Consider the following 19,403-nt stretch of genomic DNA (forward strand, 5'->3'; position numbering starts at 1 on the left):
AACAGTTCTTCGAGCTGATGCGCACGATCGACGTCCCCGACGATTTCATGACCGAGCGTCCGATGAATGCTCTCCCGCGGGATGAAATCTTCCCAAAATAGCCCTGCTTCTTCCTTGTCCCCCCTCCCGCAAGGGGAGGGGGGACAAGGAAGCAAACGGCCTTGTCATGGCTTCGATCTTGCCGGACCTCACAACCCGAGCGATGCCTTGTACAGGGCGATCTGCTTGTCGCGGCCGATCTGGTCGGTGATCTTCTCCCAGGCCGCGGCGATGGCGTCGGCGCCGGACTGGGCGGTGCCCTGGCCGGCAAACACCTTGGCCAACTCGTCCTCGGCCACGCTGTAGTACTGGAAGATGCCGGGGATGCGCGGCTCGATCGCCGCGTTCGGGTGGTTGTACGAGTCGGCGTTGGCCTTCAGGTAGGAGGTGATGAAGGCCTCGTCATAGCCGGCGGCGACCCATTCCGGGATCTGGAAGTGGCTGTTCCGGTAGGGCTGGAAGCCGGACGGGTAGGCCGAGGTCCACAGCGACAGGTCCTTGCCGCCGAGATGGGCCGCGGCACTCCAGGCCGCCTTGTGCTTGACGGCATCGCTGTCGACCCGGGCCATGACATAGACGCCCCAGCCGAGATAGGCCATGTTCGGCGCGTAGTTCGGGCCGCCCGGCAGCTTGTCCCAGGCCCCGGTCTTGGCGTTGTAGACGTCGTCCGATCCCGGCAGGATGCTGAAGCCGCAGGTGTCGCCGACCACCGAGGAATCGCTGGTCTTGGCGTTCGACCCGACATCGCCCCACCACGACACCATCGACCCGGTGCCGGCCAGGAACTGCTGGAAGGCGGTGGTGTTGGGGTCGGCGTTCAACTGGTCCGGCGGCTCCGACGGCAGCGCGTCGATCACGTCCTGGATGGCGCGCACCCAGGCCGGGTTGTTGACCCGCGGCTTCATGGTGTCGACGTCGAACAGCCAGGCCTTGTCGTCCGGGTGCTTGGCATAGGCCGAGGCGCGGCTGCCCAGGAAGTAAAAGCCGAAGCCGCCCCAGGCCTTGGGCGCGTCGAGATAGCCATAGGCGTCCTGGCCGGCGACCTTCTTGCCCTTCAGGAACTTGGTCGCGGCCTGCACCTGCTGCCAGGTCTTCGGCACGCCCCATTCGCCCTGGCCGCCGCCATCCTTCCAGGCCTTGGCCAGGTCGGCGTCGGAGAACACGTCGGTGCGGTAGTTGAAGGTGTGGCAGTCGCCGTCGATCGAGATCCGGTAGGTCTTGCCGTTCCAGGTGCCGACCGGGGCCTTCAGGTAGCCGACATAGTCGTCCATCTCGATCTGCTTCTTGACCCAGTCCGGCATCTCCGACGCCAGGCCCTTGCCGCAGACATCCCCCTCGAACGGGGCGCCCATCTCGACGATGTCGAAATCCACCGTGCCGGTGGCGATGGCCTGCTGCAGCCGCGGGTTGTAGTCGGCCTGGGCCAGGTCGATCCAGGTGATCTCGGCGCCGGTATAGGCCTCCCACGGCTTCAGGAAGCCGCGGAACAGCAGGTTGTGCAAGTTCTGGTTGTTCAGCCCCATGAAGCTGAGCTTGACGCCCTTGAACTCGCCCTCCTTGACCGCCGCCTTGGTCGGGCCGAGGCACAGCTCGCCCACCTTCTGCCAGTCGGCATCGGTCGGCGACCCCTTGCCCACGCCCGGGATCTGCAGCAGCTGGGCCCGCAAGCTGTCCTGCGCCAGCGCGGTCGAGGAGAGGAGGCCGGGCAGCCCGGCCGTGCCCAGAGCAGCGCCGAGCCCGGCCGCGCCCTTCAGCACCGTGCGCCGGCTGGCCTGCATCCCGACGAGGCGGTCGTAATCCTGTCGCTTCACCGTGGAGTCTCCCTATCGTCTTGATGGTCTTATCGTTGTCGCCGCCTTCGGCCGCTCCGCAACCGCCTCGGCCCGCGCCGCCCGATCGTCTCCGGCCCCCGAGGGTTCGTGAAACGTTTCATGACAGCGTTGCCACACGATGCGATTTCGGCGGGTGCCGAAGGCGATCCTGAGTATGATGCGGCGACGGAAGGGGTGCAAGGGAGCGGCGGAAGCCGCGCCGGCCCCGAAACAGGGAAGGACGCGGATGGTGGGTGCGGGCAATTTCCAGCGGGTGTTCGGCGACCGGAAGCCGGTGATCGCCATGGTGCATTTCGGGGCCCTGCCGGGCGCGCCGCTCTACGATTCGGCCGCCGGTCTCGACGGGCTGCTGGAGGGCGCGCGGCGGGATCTGCAGGCGCTGCAGGCCGCCGGCTTCGACGCCGTGATGTTCGGCAACGAGAACGACCGGCCCTACGAGTTCAAGGTCGACACCGCCTCGACCGCGACCATGGCCTATCTGATCGGCCGGCTGCGCTCGGAGATCACGGTGCCGTTCGGCGTCAACGTGCTGTGGGACCCGGCCGGCTCGGTCGCGGTCGCCGCCGCCACCGGCGCCGCCTTCATCCGCGAGATCATGACCGGCACCTATGCCTCGGACATGGGGCCGTGGAACCCCGATGCCGGCGCGGCGGTGCGCTATCGCAACCGGCTCGGCCGCCAGGACCTGGCGATGCTGTACAACATCTCCGCCGAATTCGCCTGGTCGCTGGACCGCCGCGACCTGGCCGACCGGGCGCGCAGCGCCGTGTTCTCCAGCATCCCGGACGCCATCCTGGTCTCCGGCACCATCACCGGCGAGGCGGCGGCGATGTCCGACCTCGAGGCGGTGAAGCAGGTGCTGCCCCACACGCCCGTCCTGGCCAACACCGGGGTCAAGCACGAGACGGTGGCCGACGTGCTGCGGGTGGCCGATGGCTGCATCGTCGGCTCGTCGCTCAAGGTCGACGGCCACACCTGGAACGCGGTCGACCCCGACCGGGCGGCGGAGTTCATGCGCCTGGCCCGGGCGGCGCGGAAGGGCTGACGGCGATGGCGACCGACGACCTGCCGGGCGCCGACCCGGTGAAGCAGCGCCTGCGCGGGCTGGTGGCGGAGCTGATGCTGATCCCCGGCCTCAGCGGCCATGAGGGGCGGGTGCGCCGGCACATCGCCGGGCTCCTGTCCGGGCTCGGCCTCGCCTCGCGCTCCGACCGGCTCGGCAATCTGATCGCGACGGTCGAGGGCACGGTGGCGGGGCCCAGCGTGATGCTGTTCGCGCATATGGACCAGCTCGGCCTGATCGTCCGCAAGATCGAGCCGGGCGGGCTGGTGCGGGTGGAGCGGTTGGGCGGCGTGCCGGAGAAGGCGCTGGCCTCGCAATCGGTGGTGTTCTGCGTCGGCGCCGGCCGCGACGTGCCGGGCGTGATCGCCAACAAGAGCCACCACGCCACCTCGCAGGAGGAGAAGTACCGCGTCCTGCCGTATCCGGAGATCTATATCGATGCCGGCTTCGACAGCGCCGCCGCGGTGCTGGCCGCCGGCATCGATATCGGCACACCGGTGGTCTACGCGCCGAAGGTGGTCGAGCTGGCGGGCGACCGCATCGCCGGCACGGCGGTGGATGACCGCGCCGGCTGCGCCGTCATCGTCGAGGTCGCGCGGGCGCTGCTGGCGGCGCCGCGGCGGCCGACGGTGCATCTGGTGTTCTCGGTGCAGGAGGAGTTCAACCTGCGCGGGGCGGTCACGGCGGCGCAGGCGCTGGCGCCGGACATCGCCATCCAGCTCGACATCATCCTGGCCACCGACACGCCGGACATGGCGCAGCGCGGCGATGTCCGGCTCGGCGGCGGCCCGGCGATGAGCCTGTACAGCTTCCACGGCCGCGGCACGCTGAACGGCACCATCCCGCATCCGGCGCTGGTCGCCCTGTTCGGCGAGGCGGCGCGGGGAGAGGGGATCCCGCTGCAGAGAAGTGCCCATGTCGGGCTGCTGACCGATTCCTCCTATGTCCAGCTGGTCAACGAGGGCGTCGCCTCGATCGACCTCGGCTACCCGGCCCGCGGCACCCATTCCTCGCTCGAGATCTGCGACCTGTCGGACCTGGCCGGTCTGGCGCGGCTGCTGGCCGCCGGCATCGGCCGCATCGACGAAAGCTTCAGCCTGGACCGCGACCGGTACGAGACATGACCCATTACCTCGGCATCGACATCGGGACCTTCGAGTCCAAGGGCGTGCTGGTGGCGGCCGACGGCAGCATCGCCGCCATGGCCGCGAGGCCGCACAAGCTGATCGTGCCGCAGCCCGGCTGGGCCGAGCATCGGCCGAAGGAGGATTGGTGGGACGACGTCACCTTCCTCTGCCGCAAGCTCCTGGCCGACAGCGGCGTGCCGGCGGCCTCGATCCGGGCGGTCGGCATGAGCGCCATCGGGCCCTGCATGCTGCCGGTCGATGCGGCCGGCGAGCCGCTGATGAACGCGGTGCTGTACGGCGTCGACACCCGCGCCCATCAGGAGATCGCGGACCTGACGGCGCAGATCGGCGAGGACGTGCTGCTGGAGCGCTGCGGCAACGCCCTGACCTCGCAGTCGGTCGGGCCCAAGATCCTGTGGCTGAAGCGCAACCGGCCGGAGATCTTCGCCCGCACCGCCAAGATCCTGACCTCGACCTCGTATCTGGTGCACCGGCTGACCGGGCGTTTCGTCATCGACCACTACACGGCGGCCAATTCCAGCCCGTTCTACCTGGCGGACGAGCTGGCCTGGAGCGACGCGCTGGCGCCCGGCATCGTCGATCCCGGCCTGATGCCGGACCTGGCCTGGAGCACCGATATCGTCGGCACGGTCACCCGGCAGGCGGCGGCGGAGACCGGGCTGGCCGAGGGCACGAAGGTGATCGCCGGCACCATCGACGCGGCGGCGGAGGCGGTCAGCGTCGGCGTGCTCGACAGCGGCGACATGATGGTGATGTACGGGTCGACCATCTTCACCATCCTGCTCGGCGACACCCGGGTCCGCGACCCTCGGCTGTGGTGGGCGCCCTGGCTGATGCCCGGCCAGCACGCGGCGCTGGCCGGCCTCGCCACCAGCGGCACGCTCAGCCATTGGTTCCGCGACCAGTTCGCGCGCGAGCTCGATCCCGCCACGGCGATCCCGGCGCTGGTGGCGGAGGCGGAGCAGTCGCCGCCGGGCGCGCGGGGGCTGGTGCTGCTGCCCTATTTCTCGGGCGAGCGCACGCCGATCCACGACCCGCAGGCCAAGGGCGCGCTGTTCGGCCTGAACCTGACCCACACCCGCGGCGACATCTGCCGGGCGGTGTTCGAGGGCATCGCCTGCGGCACCGCCCATATCGTCGAGACCTATCGCGACGCGGGGCAGGTGCCGCGCGCGGTCTATTCGGTCGGCGGCGGCACCAAGAACCGGGTGTGGTCGCAAGCCACCTCCGACATTTCCGGCCACGCGCAGATCCTGCGGCAGAAGACTTTTGGCGCCAGCTACGGCGACGCCTTCCTGGCGGCGCTGGCGGTCGGCGACGTCAAGCCGGGCGACATCCGGGCCTGGAACCCGACCGCCTCGGAGATCACGCCGGACCCGTCCCATGCCGAGCTCTACCGGCGGCAGTTCGGCGTGTTCAAGGAGCTGTATCCGGCGACCCGGGACCTGATGCGGCGGCTGGACGGGTAGGGGCGGGGGACCCGCTTCTCCCGCACCGTCGTTGCGAGGAGGCGAAGCCGACGAAGCAATCCAGGGGCCGGTTCGCACTGGCCCCTGGATTGCTTCGCTGCGCTCGCAATGACGGCTTTGGGTAGCGGTTCTCGGCCTTACGACCCGGCGTTGGCCTGCTGCTGCGGCAGCGGCTGCACCGGCATGCCGGGGTAGAAGATCTTCTGCAGGTTGCCGGTGATGACGCGGTCGCCCTCGGCCAGCCCCTTCTGGATCGAGACCAGCTCGCCATCCGTCGGGCCCAGCGTCACCAGGCGCTGCTCCGCCCGGTTGTCCTTGCTGACGACGTAGACATAGCGCCCGAACTGGCTGGCGGCGACCGCCACCTGCGGCACCATCAGCGCATCCGGCTGCGGCGCCAGATGGACGCGGACGCGGACATACTGGCCGGGCAGCACGCCGAAATCGCCGTTGCCGACGGTGGCGCGCGCCAGGATCGTCCCGGTGCGGTTGTCCACGGCGTTGTCCAGGAAGGTCAGCTCGCCCTGGTGCTTCGGCTCGGTCTCGCCCGGCAGCAGCACGTCGACCGTGACCTTGCCCTTGGCCTTCGCGGCCCGGATCTTGGCCAGCTCGGTCTCGCTGGGGTTGAAGGTGACGTAGATCGGGTCCAGCTGCACCAGGGTGTTGAGGGCACCGCCGCCAACGCTGATCAGCGTTCCCACCGGGGCCTGGTTGCGGCCGAGCCGCCCGTTGAAGGGGGCGCGGATCTCGGTGTAGCCCAGGTTCAGCTCGGCCTGGCGCTGCGCCGCCTGGTCGCTGGCCAGGGTCGCCTGGGCCTGCTTCAGGTTGCTCTCGCGCTGGTCGAAGGTGTCCTTGTTCAGCCAGCCGTTCTTGGTCAGCTCGCTGCCGCGGTCGAAGTTCGAGCGCAGATAGTCGATGTTGGACTGGTCCCGCTGCAACTGGGCATTGGCCTGGTCCAGCGCCGTCTGGAAGTCGCGCGGGTCGATCTTGTACAGCAGGTCGCCCTGCTTGACGTCAGCGCCGTCGGCCGCCGGCTGTGCCTGGATATAGCCCGCGACCTTGGCCTGCAGGCTGATCGCGGCGATCGATTCGGTGCGCGCGGAATAGTCGAGATAGATCGGCAGCGCCCGTTTCAGCACCGGCGCCACCGGCACCGGCATGGCGGGGGGCGGCCCGCCGGCCGGCGCGGCTTCGGCCTGCGCCGTTTCACCGCCCAGTGCCAGCAGGGCCGTGGGAAGGTGGCCGGTCTGGTACAGGCCGGCGCCGACGGCGGCGACCACGACGATCGATCCCAGGATGACGGTACGGACGCGCATGGCGCGGGTCTCCACTCTATTCGGCCGGGCGGGCCGCCGGCTGCTCGAGCCGGTGGCCGTCGGTGGCATGGGGGCTTTCCGTGCCGCCGCGGCGTTCGCGGAAGGATTCGATGACGGCGTAGAACACGGGGACGAAGATCAGGGTCAGGATGGTGGCGGCCAGCATGCCGCCGAACACCGTGGTGCCGATCGACTGGCGGCTGGCGGCGCCGGCGCCGGTGGCGATCATCAGCGGCACCACGCCCAGGATGAAGGCGAAGGCCGTCATCAGGATCGGGCGCAGGCGCAGCCGGCCGGCTTCCGCCGCCGCCTCGACGATGCTGTGGCCCTCCTCGCGCAGCCGCTTGGCGAACTCCACGATCAGGATGGCGTTCTTGGCCGACAGGCCGATCAGCATGACCAGTCCGATCTGCGAGTAGACGTCGATCTGCATCTGCCGGGCCCACAGCGCCGCGAACGCCCCGAACAGGGCCAGCGGCACCGCCAGCAGCACCATGAACGGCATCGACCAGCTCTCGTACTGCGCCGCCAGGATCAGGAAGACGAAGACGAGGGCGAGGCCGAAGACGAGGGCCGCGACCGACCCCGCCTGCAGCTCCTGGAAGGTGATGCCGGTCCATTCATAGGTGAAGTCGTGCGGCAGCGCCGTGGCCGCCGCCCGCTCCATCGCCGCGATCGCCTGGCCCGAGCTGTAGCCCGGGGCCGGGGCACCATTGATCTTGGCCGAGGTGTAGTTGTTGTAATGCGGCACCGTGTCCGGCCCGGCGATCGGCTTCAGGTCGCCCAGCGTGCTCAGCGGCACCATGCCGCCCTCGGAGTTGCGGACATACAGGCGCGAGATGTCGGTCGCCGAGCCGCGAGCGTCCTTCTCAGCCTGCAGGGTGACGCGGAAGGTGCGGCCGAACAGGTTGAAGTCGTTGACGTAGAGCGACCCCAGATAGATCTGCAGCGTGTTGAAGACGTCCGGCAGGGTCAGGCCCAGCATCTTCGCCTTGTTGCGGTCCAGGTCGTAATTGTACTGCGGGGTCGTGGTGCTGAAGCTGCTGAACAGCTGGTGCGGGTCGAGCTCCGGCTGCTTGCGGGCCTCGGCCAGCACCGCCTGGGTTGCCGCGTTCAGGGCGATGGCACCCTGGCCGGACAGGTCCTCGACCTGGAACTCGAAGCCGCCCGTGGTGCTGATGCCCGGGATCGACGGCGGGTCGAAGGCCAGGGCGAAGGCCTCGGGGATCTGCATCAGCTGGGCGCCGACCTTCTGGGCCAGGGCCGACGCGCTCTCGTCCGGCCCGCGCTCGGACCAGGGCTTGAGGATGGCGAACTGCGCCGCGGAGTTCGACTGGGCGGCGCTGGTCAGGAAGTTCAGGCCGACGATCTCGCCGACCGTCTCGATCCCCGGCGTCGCCTCCAGGATGGCGCGGGTCTTCTTCGCCACCGCCTCGGTGCGCTCCAGCGACGCGCCGTCGGGCAGCTGGATGACGACGAAGAAATAGCCCTGGTCCTCGACCGGCAGGAAGGTCGAAGGCAGGCGGGTCGACACCCAGTAGGTCAGGCCCAGCCCGGCCACGAACAGGATCATGACCAGCCAGCGGATGCGGATCAGGAACCGCACCAGCCCCGCATAGCCATGCGACAGCGCGTTGAAGAAGGTGTTGAACCAGCGGAACAGGATGAAGCTGGTGTGCGGCCGGTGCCGCAGGAACGCGGCGCTCAGCGCCGGGCTCAGCGTCAGCGAGTTGAAGGCCGACAGGCCGACGGAGATGGCGACGGTCAGCGCGAACTGGTTGTACAGGCGGCCGGAGACGCCGGGGATGAAGGCGACCGGGATGAACACCGCCATCAGCACCGCGGTGGTGGCGATGATCGGGCCGGTGACCTCGCCCATCGCCTTGCGCGTCGCCGCCAGCGGTGGCAGCCCGGCCTCCAGCTGGCGCTCGACATTCTCGACCACGACGATGGCGTCGTCGACGACCAGGCCGATCGCCAGCACCATGCCGAGCAGGCTCAGCATGTTCAATGAGAAGCCCATGCCCTCCATGATCACCAGCGTCGCGATCAGCGACACCGGGATGGCGATCACGGGGATCAGGGTGGTGCGCCAGTTCTGCAGGAAGACGAAGACCACCAGCACGACCAGCGCCAGCGCCTCCAGCAGCGTCTTCAGCACGTCTTCCATCGCCGCCGACACGAAGCGCGTGGTGTCGTAGCGGATGCCGTATTCGATGCCCTTGGGGAAGCGCTGCTTCAACTCCTCCATCTTGGACTGCACGGCCTCCTGCAGCGCCAGGGCGTTCGACCCCGGCTGCTGGAACACGGCGACGACCACGGCCGGCCGGCCGCCGAAATAGCCGGAGGACGAGTATTGCAGGGCGCCCAGCTCGATCCGGGCGACGTCGCGCAGCCGCACCACCGATCCGGTCGCCGGGTCGGCGCGGACGACGATGTCGCCGAACTGGGCCGGGTCGCTCAGGCGGCCGGTGGCGTTGATCTGCAACTCGAAGGCGGTGCCGGCGGGGGCGGGCGACTGGCCGATCTTGCCGGCCGCCACCTGCACGTTCTGCTCGGCCACCGCGTTCTGCACGTCGACCGCGGTGACGCCGAGATTGGCCAGCTTGTCCGGGTCCAGCCAGATGCGCATGGAATAGCGCCGCTCGCCGAAGATCTGGACGTTGCCGACGCCGGGCAGGCGCTTGATCGGGTCGACGATCTGCAGATAGGCGTAGTTGCTGAGTTCCACCGGATCCACGGACCCGTCCGGCGACGTCAGGTCGACGATCAGCACGAAGTTCGGGTTCTGCTTCTGGATCGTGATGCCGCCCTGGTTGACGATCGCCGGCAGCGACGAGGCCGCCTGCGACACCCGGTTCTGCACGTCGACGGCGGCGATGCTCAGCGGATAGCCGACCTGGAAGGTGACGGTGATGCTCGAGCTGCCGTCATTCGACGAGGTCGACGACATGTACATCATGCCCTCGACGCCGTTGATCTGCTGCTCCAGCGGCGTCGTCACCGTGTCGGCCACGACCTGGGCGCTGGCGCCCGGATACTGGGCGCTGACCACCACCTGCGGCGGCGTGATGTCGGGGAATTGCGAGACCGGCAGCAGGAAGTACGAGATGCCGCCGGCCAGCACCATGATCACCGCGATCGCCGAGGCGAAGATCGGGCGTTGGATGAAGAAACCGATCATGGCCGGGACATCCCCCCGGGCAGGCGGCCCCGCGCCGCGCCGCCGTCGCGCGCACCGCAGTTATATGCCGAGGCCACCCCACAGGCCATGGTAAACCCCTTGGTTAAGTTAACTTTGTGGTTGATTATCGTTCCGGCGGTCGATCGTCAAGCGGAGCGTGGGCTCCACCAACACCCATTGGCCGGGCAAGGCCTTGACCTGCCCTCGCTAGGGTGTTACCGGTAAGTAACAGTATTGGTCTAGACCGATCATACCGTCAAGGGCAAATCCGGGGCTATGACGACGATCACACCTCCAAGGCTGGAAAGCCTGTCCGGGCCCGGCGGCGAGCTTCGGCCGCGCGACCGGATCCTGGGCACCGCCCGGGACCTGTTCCACCGGCACGGCTATCGCGGCGTCGGCGTCGACACCATCGCCGAGGTGGCCGGCACCAACAAGATGACGCTGTACCGGCATTTCGGGTCGAAGGACGACCTGATCGTCGAATGCCTGCACGGCTTCGCCGAGGAGGCCGACGCGCTCTGGGCCGGCTTCGAGAAGACCTATCCCGGCGATCCGGTGGCGCAGCTCCATGCCTGGGTCAAGATCGGGGCCGACTGCGCGATCGCGGATGAGCGTGGCTGCGACATGGTCAATGCCGCGGTCGAGCTGACCGAGCACGACCACCCGGCCCGTCGTGTGATCGAGGATTTCAAGACCGACCAGCGTAACCGCCTGGTGCGGCTGTGCCGGGCGGCCGGCGCCACCCAGGCCGAGCTGCTGGCCGACACGCTGTGGCTGCTGCTGGAAGGGGCCCGGGTCAGCCGGCAGAGCGTCGGCGCCGAGGGCCCCAGCGCCCGCTTCATCCGCATGGCCGAGGCGATCATCGCCGCCTTCCTGCCGCGCGGCCCGGCGTCGCCCTGATCCGGGCCGCCGGCCCGGAGGCGGATGAGCGGAACCGGCCCGTTGCGCTGTGAACACATCGTGCCGTTGCATTAACTCCGATTTTTGTTCATGATATGTTCCATGGACAAGGCGCAGACCGACCCGGCATCGGAGGCCCCGGCCGCTCCCCAGGAGGAGCGGGCGGCGCGGCATCTGCGCCTGCTGGCCCGGGCGGCCGAGATCCAGATGGAGGTGATGGAGGCGGCCCGTACCGAGGCGGTGGAGGCGCCGCAGCCGGGTGTCGACTATTGCCAGCGTATCGCCGTCGCCGCCCGCTCGCTGCGGCTGACCCTGCTGCTGGAGGACAGGCTGTCCCGCCCGCCCGAGGTGCTGCCGCCGCAGAAGGTCCGGCCGGTCGAGGCGAGCGACAGGGCGCCGGCCGGGATGCGGGCGATGCTGGCGATGGCGGCCGCTTCCTTTGACGGCGCCAGGACCGAGGTGGAGGATGCCGAGGCCAGCGAACGCTTCGGCGAGATCGCCGAGCGGCTGGAGCGGCCGGAGGTGGCGGAGATGGTCGAGACCACCCCGGCGCCGGCGGCGGTGGCCCGGCTGTGCCGGGAGTTCGGACTGCCGGCGGACACGGTGCAATGGCTCGCCACCGCGGATGCGGCGCTGGAGCAGCTGGGCTACGCGCCGGCCGACGATGTGGAGGTTGCCCCAGGCCCGGTCCCGGAGCAGGCGGTGATCCGGCGGCGGCTGCGGGTGATCATGGCGCTGGGCGCCGCGATCCAGGCCGGGACGGAGGACGAGGCGGAGTGCGACCGCCGCTTCTTCGCCATGGCCGAGCAGATGGACCGGCCGGATCTGCTGGAGATCGCCGACGGCTTCCCGGCGGCGGAGGCGGTGGCCCGGCTGTGCCCGACCTTCGGCCTGCCGCCGGAGGAGGCGGAGCGCTGGGTCGAGGCATCGGACCAATACCTGGCGCGGCTGGACCTGCCGCCGGTCAAGGACCGGCCGGAGCCGCCGGATACGGGGTGACACTCTCTCTCCACTGTCATTGCCGTCCTCGGACTTGATCCGAGGATCAACCCGGCAATCCAGAGGCCACCGAGAGCGGTTCTTGAAAGCCCCTGGATCCTCGGGTCAAGCCCGAGGATGACACAGGGGGATAGGGGCGAAGTGTTTTGCCTCTCCCGTTTGCGGGAGAGGCCGGAGGCGTTTGCGCCTCCGGGTGAGGGGAGGGCGTCGAGGCCGCTTCAACCTGCCCCTCCCTCGCCGTCATTGCGAGGAGGCGAAGCCGACGAATCCATCCAGGGGCCGGTGCGCACCGGCCCCTGGATGGATTCGCTGCGCTCGCAATGACGATGTTGGAAACTTCGGAAAGGGCCGCCAGGGGAAGAGGGTAAGGCCAGGACGCTCGACCGTCTCTCCGCCGGCCGTTGCACCGGCCCGGCCTTGATTCAGGCCGGCCGGTCGGGCTCCGTGTTCGGCTCCAGCGGGCCTTCGGCCTCGTCCGCTTCCGGCAGGGCATCGCCATGCACCGGCAGCGGCGGGCCGATCCAGACCGGGTCGACCAGATGGTCCCGGCGCGGGTTGCTGGTGTTGGGGTGGACCAGGATGCTCAGGCCGCCATGGTTCAGCATCAGCCAGGGCACCAGCGTCGCGAACAGCTCGGTGGCGAAGGAGACCTGGTACATCGCCTGGTCGTGCGGCCCGACCCGGACCTCGTGCCAGCGGCCGAGGCGGACGCGGAAGCGCTCGCCGATCCAGCCGCGCAGCCGCTCGGCCCGGTCGCGGGTCGTCGCCGGGTCGAAATAGACATGGGCGTGGTAGCTGGCGATCTCCCCGACCCGCCGCGGCGCCGCATCCGATTCCATAGCGCTCCTCCCGCTCTCTCCGCCCGAGCTTAGCGCAGGACGGGGGAAGGGGGAGACTACACCGCACCGATCCGCAGCAGGATCCGGGCCAGGGCGTCGAAATGCTCGTTCGGCACGGCCTCGCCGATCCGGCCGTCGGCGTGCAGCTGCCGGGCCAGCAGCGGCGCCGTCTCCACCGGCACGGTCGCCATGCCGCCCTTGAACGACTTGGCGACCAGCATCGGCACCGGCGTCTCGCCGGCGACGAAGCGGATGCCGATGGTGACCTCGCCATCGGTGATGAACAGCGTCGGCGCGCTGGACCGCCCCTCGCCGCGGGCCAGGTCGCGATGCAGCTGCCGCCGGGTGCTGCGGATCTGCGGGTCGCCCTCCTGCTCCTTGCGCTCGCGCTTCATCTCGCTGCGGGTCATCCGCTGGTCGCGCAGGAACAGCCAGCGCTGCAGCGCCATGTCGGCCAGGGCGAAGACCAGCAGCACGGCGATGATGCCGATCAGCACCGGCTTCAGCGTCGCCACCAGCACCAGCCCGATGCAGTCGCGGCCGCATTGCGGCGCCACCAGCACCGCGCGCAGCGCGCCGAGGGTCAGCAGCCCGATCACCCCGATCAGGGTGCAGGCCTTCAAGAGCGCCTTGGCGAACTCGATCAAGTTGCGCAGGCTGAACAGCCGCTGGAAGCCGGCGACGGGGTTGATCTTGTCGCCGCGCGGCACGATCGGGTCGAGCGAGAAAGGGATGCCGCGCAGGAAGCCGACATTGGCGACGATGCTGGCGACGACGATCACCAGCACCAGCGGGACCACGATCCGGGCCGCCAGCGCCAGCAGGGTCGGGATGATGGTGTAGCTCTGGTCGAACGGCTTGGCGGTCAGGGCGATCGGCTCGGTCAGGATGGCGCGGAACGCCTCCATGATCGCCGGCCCCTCGACCGCGAGATACAGGAAGCCGGCGACCAGGGCGACCACGGTGACCAGGTCGCGGCTGTGCGCCACCTGGCCCTTGCGCCGGGCGTCGGCCAGCTTCTTGGAGCTGGCGGGAAGGCTCTTGTCCTCGCTGGTCTGGCTCATGGGATGACCGTGCGGGCGAGGTCGAGCACGCTGCGCATCGACCCCAGGCTGTCGCTGAAATACGGCACCAGGAAGATGGCGTAGACCGGCAGCACCAGCACCAGCGCCGCCGACTTCACCGACAGCGACAGGTCGAAGACGTTGAGCTGCGGCGCCATCCGGCCGATCACGGCCAGGGTGATGTCGGCCAGCAGCATCACGATCACCAGCGGCACGGCCAGCAGCAGGCCGAGCCGGACCACATGGTCGAGCAGGCCCAGCAGCAGCGTCGGCGTCTCGCCGGTGAAGGCCGGCAGCAGCTTGGTGACCGGCCAGATCGCGTAGCTGCTGTACAGCGCCTCGGCCACGATCCCGAGGCCGTTGCCGGCGAAGAACAGGGCCAGCAGCACCAGCACGAACAGCGTGCCGACCGGCGAGGCCTGGCCGGAGGCGTTGGGGTCGATCAGATAGGCGCCGTTGACGCCGCGCTGCATGTCGATCAGCTCGCCCGCCGCCTCGACCGCCCAGAAGGGCAGGCCGAACAGCAGGCCGAGCAGGATGCCGATCACCGCCTCCTTCGCCACCAGCATCAGCACCTGGCCGGGCTGCAGCGGCGTCAGCACCGCCAGCTCCGACGTCACCTGCGAGACCATCGGCAGGGCGATAGCGATGATCACGGCGTTGCGCAGGATGCCGGTGAGGCCGAGCCAGGAGAACATCGGCAGCACCGCGGCCAGGGCGACGGCGCGGGCGATGGCGATCGACACGGCGGTGACATAGGGCCCGACCAGCTCGGCGAGGAACCGGAACGATTCGATCATCAGGGCGGCCCGGAATCGGCCGGCACCGCGCCGCGGGTGATCGCGGGGAAGTCGGTGAAGATCCGGTCGGTGTAGCGGACCAGGGGGCTGGCCAGCATCGGGCCCAGCAGCACCAGGGCCAGCACCACGGCGATCACCTTGACCGCCATCGGCAGGGTCTGGTCCTGGATCTGCGTCACCGCCTGCAGCAGGCCGACCAGCAGGCCGACCGCGGCGGCGATGGCCAGCGCCGGCAGCGCCAGCAGCAGGGTCAGGGTCAGCGCCTCCTGCAGCAGATGCGCGATCGTCGCCTGGGTCATGGGCGCGGGCTCCTGCTGCCTTCCGGCTTCCCCGCGCCGTCATTGCGAGGAGGCGAAGCCGACGAAGCAATCCAGGGGCCGGTGCGCGCGGCTCCTGGATTGCCTCGCTTCGCTCGCAATGACGGTGGAGGTTTGGCGTTCCGGGACGAAGGCGCGGTCATCGCCGCCTCAGCCGTAGCTCAGGATCAGGCCGTGCAGCAGGCGCGACCAGCCGTCGACCATGACGAACAGGAACAGCTTGAACGGCACCGAGATCGCCAGCGGCGACACCATCATCATGCCCATCGCCATCAGGATCGCCGAGACGATCAGGTCGATGACGATGAAGGGCAGGTAGAGCAGGAAGCCGATCTCGAAGGCCCGGGTCAGCTCGGAGATGACGAAGGACGGGATCAGGATGACCAGGTCGTTCGGCGTGGCGGCGGCGCTGGCCTCCGCCGGCCAGACCCGGGACGTGGCCGACAGCAGGAACTGCCGCTCGGCCGGATCGGTGAAGCGCATCAGATAGCCGCGCACCGGTTCCACCGCCGACTGCATCACCGCCTGCCAGTCCTGGATGCTGCGCAGCCGCAGCGCCGGGTCGCTGACCCGGGCATAGACCTCCGCGATCACCGGGCTGGTGATGTAGATCGTCAGCATCAGGGCGATGCCGTACAGCACCATGTTCGGCGGCGTCTGCTGGATGCCCAGCGCGTTGCGCAGCAGCAGCATGACCACCGAGATCTTCAGGAAGGCGGTCAGGGTGACGATCAGGAACGGGATCAGCCCGACAATGGTGACGATGCCGAGAAGCGGCAGGACGTCCGGCTGCGCCTCATTCATCGCCGAACAGCCGCACCACGCGCACGCCCAGCTCGTCCTCGACCCGCACGATCTCGCCGCGGCCGATGCGCCGCCCGTTGGCGACGATGTCGACCGCCTCGCCCGGGTCGCGGCCCAGCGGGATGACCGCGCCGGGGGCCAGGCCCTGCACCGCGGCCAGCGGCAGCTCGCTGCGCCCCAGCTCGAACACCAGCGTCACCGGGAGCTCGCCCAGACGCTCCGCCGGCGGCGCCGCGGCGTCGCTGTCGGATTCCGCCATCCATCCACCTCCATCCTGCAGGGCCAGGGGCCGCCGCGGCCCGGTGACCGTGACCGCGCCGCGGTCGTGCTTCGCCAGATGCGCCCAGGCCTCGCCCCGACCTTCGCCATACACCACCAGCGCCTCGCCGGCCCGGCAGGCGACGTCGGGAAAGACCACGTCGCCGGCCTCGATCCCGCGCAGCTCCGCCAGGGCCAGGCGCACCGCGCCGATGCGGATCGCCAGCGGCACCGGCAGGCCGGCGCAGGGCGCGGGCTGGGCCGGCGCGGCCTCGATCAGCCGCCGCAGGGCGGGGCGGGCGGCCTCGTCGGCGGCCAGGTGCAGCGCGGTCTCGGCAAAGCCGTGGCGGATCGCGATGGTGCCGTGGAAGGCGGGCGCGAAGGCCGGCACTGCGGCGCCGACGCTTTCGATCGCGATCGGCGCCCCGGCGGCCGCCTCCAGCGCCGGCAGCAGCTCGGCGGCCACGGCCTCGAGCAGCAGCCCCGCCAGCTCCGGCTCCAGCTCGGCCACGGGCAGACCGGCCGCCTCCGCCAGCGCCTGCTCGACCAGCAGCGCCGGCACCTGCAGCGCCAGGCGGCCGCGGCCGAGGCGCAGGGCGATCGCGACGCCGTCGGCCTCGGGCGCGGCGAGGGTCGGGACGATGGCCAGCGGCGCCTCGATCTCCAGCCCGCCGATCCGCACCGTCACGGGCGCGCAGCGCCGGGCGACGGCATTGGCGTCGGCGGCCTGCGCTCGGGACAGGGCCGGCGGGTCGTAGGGGCGGATGGCGGGGTCGGAGGCCCGGGGATCCGCCGCGCGAACCCGCGGCGCGGCGACGGTCATGACCGGCCCCCGCCTGGAGCCGGGTTGGCCGGCGTCAGGCTGGCCTCGTCCTCGGCGGTGACGTCCTCGCGGATCTCGGCGGCCTTGCGCCGGGCCAAGCCGCGGCGTTCGGCCAGCCGGTCAAGCCGGTCGGCGGCGCGCCGCCGCTGCGTCCAGGCCTCGCGCGCGGCGTCGGTGTCGCTCTCGGCCCGGCTGGTCTCGGCCCGGCGGTCCCGCAGCACGGCCTCCTGCCGCCGGGACCCGGCGGCGAGCTCCGAGACACGGTCACCCAGCCTTTCGAGCGCATCGACCACGGCCGGCTGCTCCAGCGCGGCGGCGTAGAGCCGGTCCTCCTGCGCCGCGCGATGCGTCTCATAGGCGTCACGGTCGGCCTCGGCCTGGCGCTCGCGCCCCTCGGCGGCGGTCAGGGCGGCGCGCTCCTGCCCCAGCGTCTCGATCGCCAGCCGCTCGCGGTCGCGCCGCAGCTTGCGCAGCCGGTCGAGGGCGTCGGTCTTGCCGGGCTTCCTCATCGGCTCAGCCGCTCCAGCTGCTCGCGGGTCTGGGCGAAGGTCGAGGCCTCCTCGAAATCCTGCTGCAGGAAGCGGCGGATGTCGCCGATCTTGGCCACCGCCTCGTCGGCCAGCGCGTCGGCCCCGGCCCGGTACTCGCCGACCTGCAGCAGCAGCTCGATGTCGTTGTGCTTGGCCATCAGCCGGCGCATCTGCACCGCGGCCTTCCGGTGCCCGCCGTCGATCACCGCCTCCATCACCCGGCTGCGGCTGGCCAGCACGTCGATCGCCGGGAAATGCCCGGCGCTGGCCAGGGCCTGCGACAGCACGATGTGGCCGTCCAGCAGGCCGCGGGTCTCGTCGGCGATCGGGTCGGTCTCGGCATCGCCCTCGACCAGCACGGTGTAGAAGCCGGTGATCGACCCGGTGGCGGCCGGCCCGGCGCGCTCCAGCAGGCGCGGCAGCATGGCGAAGAAGGAGGGCGGGAAGCCGCGCCGGGTCGGCGGCTCGCCGGCGGCCAGGCCGATCTCGCGCACCGCGCGGGCGAAGCGGGTGATGCTGTCCATCAGCAGGGCGACGCGCATCCCCTGGTCGCGGAAATACTCGGCGATGGCGGTGGCGACGAAGGCGGCCTTGACGCGCTCGATCGCCGGCCGGTCGGAGGTGGCGGTGACGATCACCGCCCGGCGCAGCGCCTCCGGCCCGAGATGCCGGTCGATGAACTCGCGCACCTCGCGGCCGCGCTCGCCGATCAGGCCGATGACGATGGCGTCGGCGTCGGCGCCCTTGACGATCTGCGCCAGCAGCGAGGATTTGCCGGTGCCGGGCGACCCGTAGATGCCGATGCGTTGGCCCTCGCCGCAGGTCAGCAGGCCGTCGATGGCGCGGATGCCCAGCGGCATCGGCCGGCTGATCAGCGGCCGCAGCAGCGCCGGCGGCGCCTCGGCATGCAGCGGATAGGTGCTGTCGGTGTCCAGCGGCCCGCGCTCGGCGGTGTCCAGCGGCCGACCCAGGCTGTCCAGCACCCGGCCCAGCAGGCCGGGGCCGACGCCCAGGCGCAGGGCGCGGCCGGTCGGGATCGCCTCGGTCCGGGTCGACAGGCCCTGCAGGCTGCCGATCGGGGTCAGCACCGCGGCGCCGTCGACCAGCCCGACCACCTCGGCCAGGATGCTGTGGCCGGTCTGCGGGTCGCGCAGTTCGCAGATCTCGCCCAGGCGGGCATCGTTGATCTCGGCATGGACGGTGACGCCGATCGCCTTCACCACCCGGCCCTTGACCGGGCGCGGATCGGCCTCCTCCAGCCGCCGCCGCAGCGCCTGCAGCGGATCGGCCCGCAGCTGCAGGCCGGGACGGGGCAGGGCGTCCGGGCTCACGCCGTCTCGCCCGGGCCGGCGCGGCGCAGCGCGTCGCGCAGGGCGCGCAGCTGGGCGTCGACGCCCAGCTCGACATGGCCGTACTTCGTCACCATCACGCAGGTGTCGGCGGCCAGGCCGGGATCGGATTCGATCGTCACGCGGCGGCCGATATCGGCCAGCGCCGGGTCGGCCAGCCGGCCGCGCAGCGCCTCGACCATGTCCGGCGCCACCCGCAGCGTCGCCGCATGGTCCAGCCGGGCCTGGCGCAGCGCGTGGTCGACCGCCTGCAGCAGCAGATCGCGCCGGTCGAAGCGGCCGAGGATGCGCTCGATGGTCTCCTGCACCAGATCGGCCAGGGTCTGGTCCAGCCCGGCCAGGTAGCGGTCGATCTGCAGCCCGGTCGCGGCAAGCAGCGCCGCGGCTTCCTCCCGGGCATTGGCCAAGCCTTCGGCATGGCCGCGCTCGCGCTCGGCCGCGATGGCGGCGTCGGCCCCGGCCCGCAGCCGGCCGGCATGGGCCTCGGCCTCGGCCAGATGCCGCTGGGCATCCCGCCACTGGCCCAGCGCCTCGGCCTTCAGCACCGGGCCGCTGCGGCGGAAGGCCGGGCGCAAGGGCTCAGCCATGGGGTGTCACCGCGCGGGCTGCGGTCGCGAACAGGGCGGCGGCGCGGGGCCGCTCGGCCGGCGGCAGGCCGCCCTCCGG

17 protein-coding genes are annotated in these 19,403 nt (G+C 70.6%); 5 read left to right on the forward strand and 12 right to left on the reverse strand.

All coding sequences use genetic code 11. The features are described 5' to 3' along the window. Positions 1–188: 188 nt before the first annotated feature. A complete protein-coding gene (locus BWR60_RS31060) occupies positions 189–1,850 on the reverse strand; it encodes an extracellular solute-binding protein (protein ID WP_088156341.1) in 1,662 nt (553 codons plus the stop codon). Positions 1,851–2,097: 247 nt separating this feature from the next. On the opposite strand from BWR60_RS31060, the gene BWR60_RS31065 reads away from it, so the two are divergent. Genes BWR60_RS31065 through BWR60_RS31075 form a run of 3 tightly spaced genes read left to right on the forward strand, consistent with a single transcriptional unit; the run spans position 2,098 to position 5,551 of the window. Then, positions 2,098–2,916: a BtpA/SgcQ family protein gene (locus BWR60_RS31065; protein WP_088156343.1), complete on the forward strand. Its 819-nt coding sequence runs from the start codon at positions 2,098–2,100 to the stop codon at positions 2,914–2,916. A gap of 5 nt (positions 2,917–2,921) precedes the next feature. After that, on the forward strand, positions 2,922–4,058 hold the full coding sequence (locus BWR60_RS31070; RefSeq protein ID WP_088156345.1) for a M42 family metallopeptidase: 1,137 nt from the start codon (positions 2,922–2,924) through the stop codon (positions 4,056–4,058). Then, the gene (locus tag BWR60_RS31075) at positions 4,055–5,551 is read left to right on the forward strand and encodes an FGGY-family carbohydrate kinase (protein ID WP_088156347.1); all 1,497 of its coding nucleotides are present in this window, start codon (positions 4,055–4,057) and stop codon (positions 5,549–5,551) included. The genes BWR60_RS31070 and BWR60_RS31075 overlap by 4 nt, the downstream gene beginning before the upstream one ends. Positions 5,552–5,688: 137 nt before the next feature. Here the strand turns inward: BWR60_RS31075 and BWR60_RS31080 are convergent, their stop codons facing one another. Together BWR60_RS31080 and BWR60_RS31085 are read right to left on the reverse strand one after the other, a co-directional pair. Next, the gene (locus tag BWR60_RS31080; RefSeq protein ID WP_088156371.1) at positions 5,689–6,867 is read right to left on the reverse strand and encodes an efflux RND transporter periplasmic adaptor subunit; all 1,179 of its coding nucleotides are present in this window, start codon (positions 6,865–6,867) and stop codon (positions 5,689–5,691) included. 16 nt (positions 6,868–6,883) lie between these two features. Then, positions 6,884–10,051 (reverse strand): efflux RND transporter permease subunit, encoded by a 3,168-nt coding sequence (locus tag BWR60_RS31085; protein ID WP_088156349.1) that lies wholly within the window; start codon positions 10,049–10,051, stop codon positions 6,884–6,886. A 276-nt stretch (positions 10,052–10,327) separates the two neighbouring features. Between BWR60_RS31085 and BWR60_RS31090 the strand changes: the two genes are divergently transcribed. Next, entirely contained in the window at positions 10,328–10,954 is a 627-nt protein-coding gene (locus BWR60_RS31090) for a TetR/AcrR family transcriptional regulator (protein WP_088156351.1), read from the forward strand. 102 nt (positions 10,955–11,056) lie between these two features. Next, entirely contained in the window at positions 11,057–11,953 is an 897-nt protein-coding gene (locus BWR60_RS31095) for a hypothetical protein (protein ID WP_088156353.1), read from the forward strand. Between the two features lie 422 nt (positions 11,954–12,375). Here BWR60_RS31095 and BWR60_RS31100 read toward each other — a convergent pair whose 3' ends face one another. The 9 genes from BWR60_RS31100 to sctL form a co-directional block, all read right to left on the reverse strand. Then, complete coding sequence (locus tag BWR60_RS31100; protein WP_088156355.1) at positions 12,376–12,792, reverse strand: DOPA 4,5-dioxygenase family protein; 417 nt, start codon at positions 12,790–12,792, stop codon at positions 12,376–12,378. A 56-nt stretch (positions 12,793–12,848) separates the two neighbouring features. Further along, the gene (locus BWR60_RS31105; RefSeq protein ID WP_088156357.1) at positions 12,849–13,856 is read right to left on the reverse strand and encodes an EscU/YscU/HrcU family type III secretion system export apparatus switch protein; all 1,008 of its coding nucleotides are present in this window, start codon (positions 13,854–13,856) and stop codon (positions 12,849–12,851) included. After that, positions 13,853–14,656 carry a type III secretion system export apparatus subunit SctT gene (gene sctT, locus BWR60_RS31110; protein WP_088156359.1) on the reverse strand — a complete coding sequence of 268 codons (804 nt, stop codon included), beginning with the start codon at positions 14,654–14,656 and terminating at the stop codon, positions 13,853–13,855. Before sctT ends, BWR60_RS31105 begins: the two co-directional genes overlap by 4 nt. Further along, a complete protein-coding gene (sctS, locus tag BWR60_RS31115) occupies positions 14,656–14,955 on the reverse strand; it encodes a type III secretion system export apparatus subunit SctS (protein ID WP_088156361.1) in 300 nt (99 codons plus the stop codon). Before sctS ends, sctT begins: the two co-directional genes overlap by 1 nt. Positions 14,956–15,123: 168 nt before the next feature. Further along, complete coding sequence (sctR, locus tag BWR60_RS31120; protein WP_088156363.1) at positions 15,124–15,777, reverse strand: type III secretion system export apparatus subunit SctR; 654 nt, start codon at positions 15,775–15,777, stop codon at positions 15,124–15,126. After that, positions 15,770–16,858, reverse strand: a complete 1,089-nt coding sequence (sctQ, locus tag BWR60_RS31125) for a type III secretion system cytoplasmic ring protein SctQ (protein ID WP_088156365.1) — start codon at positions 16,856–16,858, stop codon at positions 15,770–15,772. Before sctQ ends, sctR begins: the two co-directional genes overlap by 8 nt. Then, on the reverse strand, positions 16,855–17,367 hold the full coding sequence (gene sctO / locus BWR60_RS31130; protein WP_088156367.1) for a type III secretion system stalk subunit SctO: 513 nt from the start codon (positions 17,365–17,367) through the stop codon (positions 16,855–16,857). The genes sctQ and sctO overlap by 4 nt, the downstream gene beginning before the upstream one ends. Beyond that, complete coding sequence (locus BWR60_RS31135) at positions 17,364–18,719, reverse strand: FliI/YscN family ATPase (protein WP_275542411.1); 1,356 nt, start codon at positions 18,717–18,719, stop codon at positions 17,364–17,366. Before BWR60_RS31135 ends, sctO begins: the two co-directional genes overlap by 4 nt. Beyond that, entirely contained in the window at positions 18,716–19,324 is a 609-nt protein-coding gene (gene sctL, locus BWR60_RS31140; RefSeq protein ID WP_088156369.1) for a type III secretion system stator protein SctL, read from the reverse strand. The genes BWR60_RS31135 and sctL overlap by 4 nt, the downstream gene beginning before the upstream one ends. Between the last annotated feature and the right edge of the window lie 79 nt (positions 19,325–19,403).

The organism is Inquilinus limosus (assembly GCF_002195995.1).
GTDB classification, from domain to species: Bacteria; Pseudomonadota; Alphaproteobacteria; order DSM-16000; family Inquilinaceae; genus Inquilinus; species Inquilinus limosus_C.